This window comes from Candidatus Villigracilis vicinus, assembly GCF_016702885.1.
GTDB lineage: Bacteria > Chloroflexota > Anaerolineae > Anaerolineales > Villigracilaceae > Villigracilis > Villigracilis vicinus.
In genome coordinates this window covers 176448-182447 of record NZ_JADJDD010000022.1, presented here as the reverse complement: position 1 = coordinate 182447, position 6000 = coordinate 176448, and the positions used below count along the sequence as shown (strand labels likewise).

Annotated in this window: 6 protein-coding genes; 2 read left to right on the top strand and 4 right to left on the bottom strand. The window is 50.8% G+C overall.

The window, feature by feature from the left end:
- Window positions 1–51 precede the first annotated feature (51 nt).
- From IPG80_RS15445 to IPG80_RS15430, 4 genes are all read right to left on the bottom strand, one after another.
- On the bottom strand, window positions 52–507 hold the full coding sequence (locus IPG80_RS15445) for a hypothetical protein (protein WP_345108423.1): 456 nt from the start codon (window positions 505–507) through the stop codon (window positions 52–54).
- Between the two features lie 243 nt (window positions 508–750).
- The gene (locus IPG80_RS15440; RefSeq protein ID WP_345108420.1) at window positions 751–1311 is read right to left on the bottom strand and encodes a hypothetical protein; all 561 of its coding nucleotides are present in this window, start codon (window positions 1309–1311) and stop codon (window positions 751–753) included.
- Window positions 1312–1399: 88 nt separating this feature from the next.
- On the bottom strand, window positions 1400–2494 hold the full coding sequence (locus tag IPG80_RS15435) for a membrane dipeptidase (protein WP_345108417.1): 1095 nt from the start codon (window positions 2492–2494) through the stop codon (window positions 1400–1402).
- Window positions 2495–2539: 45 nt separating this feature from the next.
- Window positions 2540–3754 carry a S1 RNA-binding domain-containing protein gene (locus tag IPG80_RS15430; protein ID WP_345108415.1) on the bottom strand — a complete coding sequence of 405 codons (1215 nt, stop codon included), beginning with the start codon at window positions 3752–3754 and terminating at the stop codon, window positions 2540–2542.
- Window positions 3755–3896: 142 nt separating this feature from the next.
- Here IPG80_RS15430 and IPG80_RS15425 point away from each other — a divergent pair, with 142 nt between their 5' ends.
- Complete coding sequence (locus IPG80_RS15425; protein ID WP_345108412.1) at window positions 3897–5000, top strand: ATP-binding protein; 1104 nt, start codon at window positions 3897–3899, stop codon at window positions 4998–5000.
- A gap of 53 nt (window positions 5001–5053) precedes the next feature.
- The gene (locus tag IPG80_RS15420) at window positions 5054–5965 is read left to right on the top strand and encodes a VWA domain-containing protein (RefSeq protein ID WP_345108409.1); all 912 of its coding nucleotides are present in this window, start codon (window positions 5054–5056) and stop codon (window positions 5963–5965) included.
- Window positions 5966–6000: the final 35 nt, after the last annotated feature.

Sequence of the window (6000 nt, the reverse complement as noted above, 5' to 3'; positions counted from 1 at the left end):
CGGCATTAAAGCACTCCAGACAGGATGCATATATTCATGTAAATAAAAGCACTACATTTTTGTTAGCTCTTTATCTAACCACTGCCATTGAAAAGTGAGCAAATTATCATCTCCAACTAATGAATAGCAATCATTATGAATAAGTTTAGGCATATTTTCGCTATTATTTTGCATTAAGATAATATCTTCTTCTGATATTTCAAAAGCCAAAACAGGGCTTGAAACTTTTGCAAAATTTCTAGTATTCAAACGAAACTCTATGACGTATCTACCTTTTTTCCAAGTCATTTGAGATTTCAAGAAAGATTGCAAATCTTGAGAGACCTTTGCTACATAAAAAGTTTCAGGTGAATACTGATTATTATTTATGAGTCTTCGGCGTTCCTTCAGGTATTCTGTATATAGTTTTCTATGTGTAGCAGTATGCTCTTCAAGTCTAGTTCTTAACAATAAATTTTTTAAATCTGATCCTAAGACTTTTCTTGCAGTAGCTTCGAATTCAAGCATCTGAAAGGCTGAGTAGTCTTGGTTATTAGAAACTATTTGCCCTTTAATTTCTTGAACTTCATGCCATTTGAAATTCTGTTTTGCCCCTGATTCGTGTTTGACAATTAATTCAATTAGATCAATAAGAGTATCCCCATTATCAGATGTTAGAGCAACTTTTATATTAATTATGGGACCAAGTTCTGTAAATCCAACCTCGGCATGATTTACAGGAATAATTGTAGCAACTGGTTTTTTTACAGTTTAATAATTAAAGAAATTAATTGAGGTATCCATGCTGCTGCGCCAATAATTCCGATAGCTAGTGTCCAAAATTGTAACGGCTCCATTTGTTCCCTTCCTTCCTGGAATCATCATCAAAAATCCCAGCGCGATGATGCCCTGACCGATCAAGACGCCTGCTGCCTGCCACGGACCGAAGTAGGGAATTTGCGGGAAAGAATGCGAGCCCATGCCAAAAATATCCGCCAACCCGGCAAAGACCGAAAAGACAAAGCCCGTTGCAACCAGACGGCTGCCAATGTCACCGACAATGGTACGTTCCAGTCCCCACCACAGGGCGTGTAAACCGAGATACCCGCCCGCACAGATCCAGGCGAGACCGATCAGCAAGACAATGATCTGTACAAAGCCGACCACAGGGCTGCGATCCCAACCGAAGAGATCGGGTTTGGCGCCAACGGCAAAAATAAACAGCCCGATAAATGTGAGAATGAGACTGACTCGAATGCGCGGGGTAAGCGAATCGTCCTGCGGTTGCAGGGCAGCTGGGTTTTGCGTGGGATCATCAGGAAGAGTAGACATGGGGTAATTTTAACCGTAGATGAACAAAATCAAACAACTTGTATTTTGAAAGAAATTTTCGTTCAGCCGTGTGTATCTTTTGAAAAAACTAAGGCAGGTTCGTTTTGAGACGTGCAATCCAATTACCGCCAAGGATGTTGGCGGTATCTGTCTCGGAATAGCCGCGTGCCTGCAATACGGATGCCAGTTTTTGCAGATCGGCAACTGTATCAATTTCAGGCGGGACGGATTGCACGCCAAAGCCGCCATCAAAGTCTGAACCGATGCCGGCATGAAGCGAGTCACCGGCGATCTGGCAAATATGGTCAATATGGCTGGCGACCACATCCAAAGGCACTTCGTCGCGAAGATGTCCCTTATCGCGCGACCAGCCAACTTTCAAATAGGTGTTGAAAGGCACCACCCCCACCACCCCATCACGTTCAATGATGCCTTCGAGGATGCGGTCGGTAAAATGCCGGTTCGTATTAGAGTTAGGCATGAGGGCGGCACAATTGGCATGCGTACCCACAATGGGACCTTCGTAAATATCCAGAGCTTCAACGGCGGCACGTTCATCCATGTGACTAAGGTCGAGGGTGAAGTTGAAGTCTGCCATGGCGGCGAGGAGTTTGCGCCCGTCATCCGTCAGCGGACCGGGTTCCTTCCAGCCGCCGCAGTAGCGTGTGCCGACCCAGGCAGGTCCGATCAAGCGGACTCCGCGGTTGTGCCACATCTCCAATTCAGAAAGTTCGCGGATCGCTTCAGCACCTTCCATGAGAATGACCATGCCCAATGGGCGGCTCACTGCCTCAGTCGCTGCATCCTGCCAGAGAGTCAGGTGCTGTTCCAGGTCCCGTTTGGAGGCGAGGATGCGGAACTTGTCCGGCGCGGAATCCTGCATCCGATGATAGACATCCAATTGAGCGCTGTACAACTTGTGTGCCTGGTCAAAGTTCTTGTAAACCTGCGATTCGGTTGCATGAGTTTGAAAGCGTGCCGGTGCGGCGAAAAGCGTTGAAAATATGACCCCGATCCGCCCGCGTTGGTATTCATGCCAACTAATAAGAGTATCGCCGTTCTCTTTAACAGTGGCTGTTCCTGCTTCAAGAGCGCGAGTCTCTGCAATGGAGCGGGTGTAATCGCGTCCGTAGGTCAACATATTGAAAGCAATATCGGCGTGGGCATCTACGAGTAAGGACATGGGCACCTCAAAATGAAAAAGCGCACCTTTCGGTGCGCTCTGTTCTTATTCTTCGTTATTTTCTTCGTCGCCGCCGAAGTCTTTCGTGAGCATCTTGAAATCTTTGTCGGCAAAGGCAGCGGAGTCTACTTTGCGGAGGCTCAAACCGATGCGGTGCTGGTCAGGGTCAATGCGGATGATGCGCAAGGTCTTGACGTCACCCTCGTGCAGAACTTCCTTGGGATGTTCCACGCGGTTCTCGCTCAACTCGGAGATGTGGATGAGACCTTCGATATCGCCTTCGAGGCGGGCAAAGGCACCGAACTTGGTCAGGCGGGTGATCGCGCCTTCCACAAGCTGACCGACGCTGAAATTGGCCATGCGGTTCTTCCAGGGGTCATCCTGCAGCGCGCGGATGGAAAGACCAATGCGGCGCTTTTCGCGGTCAATATTGATAACCTTGACGTTGACTTCCTGACCGACTTCGAGGACTTCCTTGGGATGTGTCACATGATCCCAGGAGATCTCAGAAAGATGCACGAGACCATCTGCACCGTTGATGTTGACGAAAGCGCCAAAATCAGCGAGGCTGGTCACGCGACCGGTATACGTCTTGCCTTCTTCGAGTTCGCCGATCACGCGTTCCTTCAGTTCGGAACGAGATTCAGTGCTGGCGGCACGTTCAGAGAGAATGAGGCGGCGGCGTTCGCGGTCCACTTCAACAATGCGGACGGAGATCGGCTGCCCGACCATCTTCTGGTAACGTTGTTCCGGTTTATCGCCAGTGGATTGCGCACGACGCACAGCGCTGATCTGTGAGGAGGGGATAAAACCGCGCAGGCTGCCAATGGCGGCAATGAGACCACCCTTGTTGAAACCGATGATCTTTGTATCGAATACGGTTTCCTCGGAGATCATTTTCTCAACGTTTTCCCAAGCGATCTGTTCAAAAGCACGCTTGAGAGAAAGCACAACATTGCCATTCGCGTCTTCGGGAATGATCACGAAAACATCGAGTTCCTGTCCGACTGCGAGCGCGGCGCGTTCTTCTTCGGTCAGCTGCTCCAATTCCTTGCCAGCAACGACGCCCTCGGACTTCGCCCCAATGCTGATCAGGATCTGGTTTTGTGAAATACTTGCAATTGTCCCTTTGCGAATCTCGCCTGCTTTAGGAAGATCAATGCCAAACGATTCAGATGCTAACAGCGCCTCCATCGATTGATTGTTATTCTGATCTCCCTGCGCATTATTTGTCCCGCTCAGGGTTTCATTTTGATCCATCACTCGTGACTCCAGTTAAAAGAAATATGAAGAGATTATACAAGTGAAACGACAAGTTGACAACCCTAATAAGAAGAAGGAACCCCAAATTTTCACGCGAGTTTCCAAAACAGGCGTTATAATCACCGGCTGGAGTATACAGATGCCAGCTATTTTCCCCTTTACAGCTATCGTTGGACAGGAGCGCATGCGACGCGCGCTCATCCTTAATGCAGTGGATACGCGCATCGGCGGCGTATTGATCCGCGGTGAACGCGGTACTGCAAAGTCTACTGCGGCTCGTTCGCTTGCCGCGCTTCTCCCCCATGTAAAAGTCGTTCAAGATTGCCGCTTCGGATGTGACCCGGAAAAATCCGGCACATGGTGTACGGAATGTAAAGAACGCCATGCCGTTGCCAAAAAACTTCCCACGGCTGAACGTGCCACACCCTTCATCAACCTGCCTGTTTCTGCCACTGAAGATCGTGTGGTCGGAACGCTCGACATCGAAAAAGCCATTCAAAAAGGCGAACGCCACTTTGAACCCGGCATTCTCGCGGGCGCAAATCGCGGCTTGCTCTACATCGACGAAGTGAACCTGCTCGACGACCATGTGGTGGATATTCTTTTGGACTCGGCTGCCATGGGCGTGAACACGGTCGAACGCGAAGGCATTTCCTTTGCCCACCCGGCACGCTTCATTCTCGTCGGGACGATGAATCCTGAAGAAGGTGACCTGCGTCCGCAGCTGTTAGATCGCTTCGCCCTCTCGGTTGAGATCGTCGGCATCCGTGAAGCGCGCGAACGCATGATGATCATGGAACGCAACATCGCCTATGAAAAAGATCCCGAAGCTTTCCGCAGTCAGTGGCAGCCCAAGGAAGATGAACTCTCCCAGCAGATCGCCAAAGCCCGCGAACTCGTGGACCAGGTGAAATACACCACACGTGATCTGCTCTCCATCGCCGCCCTAACCTCCTCCCTCAATGTGGACGGTCACCGCGCAGATATGGTCATTCTCAAAGCTGCACGCGCCGAAGCCGCATTTGAAGGTCGCACCAAGATCAACGACCACGATATTGCGCTCGCCGCGGAACTGGCTCTGCCGCACCGCATCAAGCGCACGCCTTTCCAGCAAGCCGAAATGACCACCGAACAACTGCAGGAACGCATCGAGCAGTTGGCGGGTCAGTCCATGCCGAGCGAAGAGGATGAAGAATCCGAAAGCCAGCAAGCGGACGGCGAAAAAGAGGAAAAAAAAACTTAAAACTGGAAGATGAGCAGACCGAGGAAGGTCCGCAGGAAGGCAACCCCGAACCGATGGAAAATCGGGAAGTGTTCGCAAGCAGTAACGCGAACTGGTGGGAAGGCGGACAAAAAGTTAAAGCCGGTGAGACCTTCCAACCGCGCAAGCTCAACACTCCATTAGATAAACTAACTCGCAAGCAGGCGGGACGGCGCTCGCTCACCAAGACCGAGCGCAAACACGGACGCTACATCAAGTCCCGCCCTGCTGGCGATAACCTGACGGATATTGCCTTCGATGCAACCATCCGCGCCGCAGCCCCATTTCAAAAACAACGAACCGAAGAACGCAAGTTGCTCGCCTTCTCGATCAAGAAGAGTGACTTACAGCGCAAGATCCGCGTCAAACGTGTCGCGAACCTTGTGCTCTTCCTCGTGGATGCTTCCTGGTCGATGGCGGTTGCCGAACGTATGAATGCCACGAAGGGCGCGATTCTTTCTTTGCTCACAGATGCATATCAGCGCCGTGACCGCGTCGGCTTGATCGTCTTCCAGAAAGATCGTGCCACGCTGGTACTTTCCCCCACCAGTTCTGTACAGCTTGCTCAACGCGCCCTGGCAGACATCCCCGTTGGCGGCAAGACTCCGCTCTCCGCAGGACTCTTCATGGCGCACGATGTGATCACCCATGAAAAACACATCCATCCTGATGTTGAGCCGCTGCTGATCGTGCTAACCGATGGCGCAGGCAACGTTTCCATTGGCACACTGCCGCCGCAAGAAGAAGGCTTCAAATTTGCGGAAATGATCGCAAATGAAAAGATCCGCTCAGTCGTCATCAACATGGAACACGCCGCCTTCGATCAGGGTCTTGCCCAGCAACTGGCAGACCACCTCGAAGCGCCATGCTTCTCGCTCAATGAATTAAAAGCCGAAACCCTGTATAACGCGGTTGTGGACGAAATGTCCAAACCGTCGAAGAAGTAAAAAAAGACCTCCGAGGTTTCAGAAACCTCGGAGGT

Coding starts and splice junctions, on each gene's coding strand:
- IPG80_RS15430 (WP_345108415.1), bottom strand. CDS start 3,754: ATGGATCAAAATGAAACCCTGAGCGGGACAAATAATGCGCAGGGAGAT.
- IPG80_RS15435 (WP_345108417.1), bottom strand. CDS start 2,494: ATGTCCTTACTCGTAGATGCCCACGCCGATATTGCTTTCAATATGTTG.
- IPG80_RS15440 (WP_345108420.1), bottom strand. CDS start 1,311: ATGTCTACTCTTCCTGATGATCCCACGCAAAACCCAGCTGCCCTGCAA.
- IPG80_RS15425 (WP_345108412.1), top strand. CDS start 3,897: ATGCCAGCTATTTTCCCCTTTACAGCTATCGTTGGACAGGAGCGCATG.
- IPG80_RS15445 (WP_345108423.1), bottom strand. CDS start 507: ATGCTTGAATTCGAAGCTACTGCAAGAAAAGTCTTAGGATCAGATTTA.
- IPG80_RS15420 (WP_345108409.1), top strand. CDS start 5,054: ATGGAAAATCGGGAAGTGTTCGCAAGCAGTAACGCGAACTGGTGGGAA.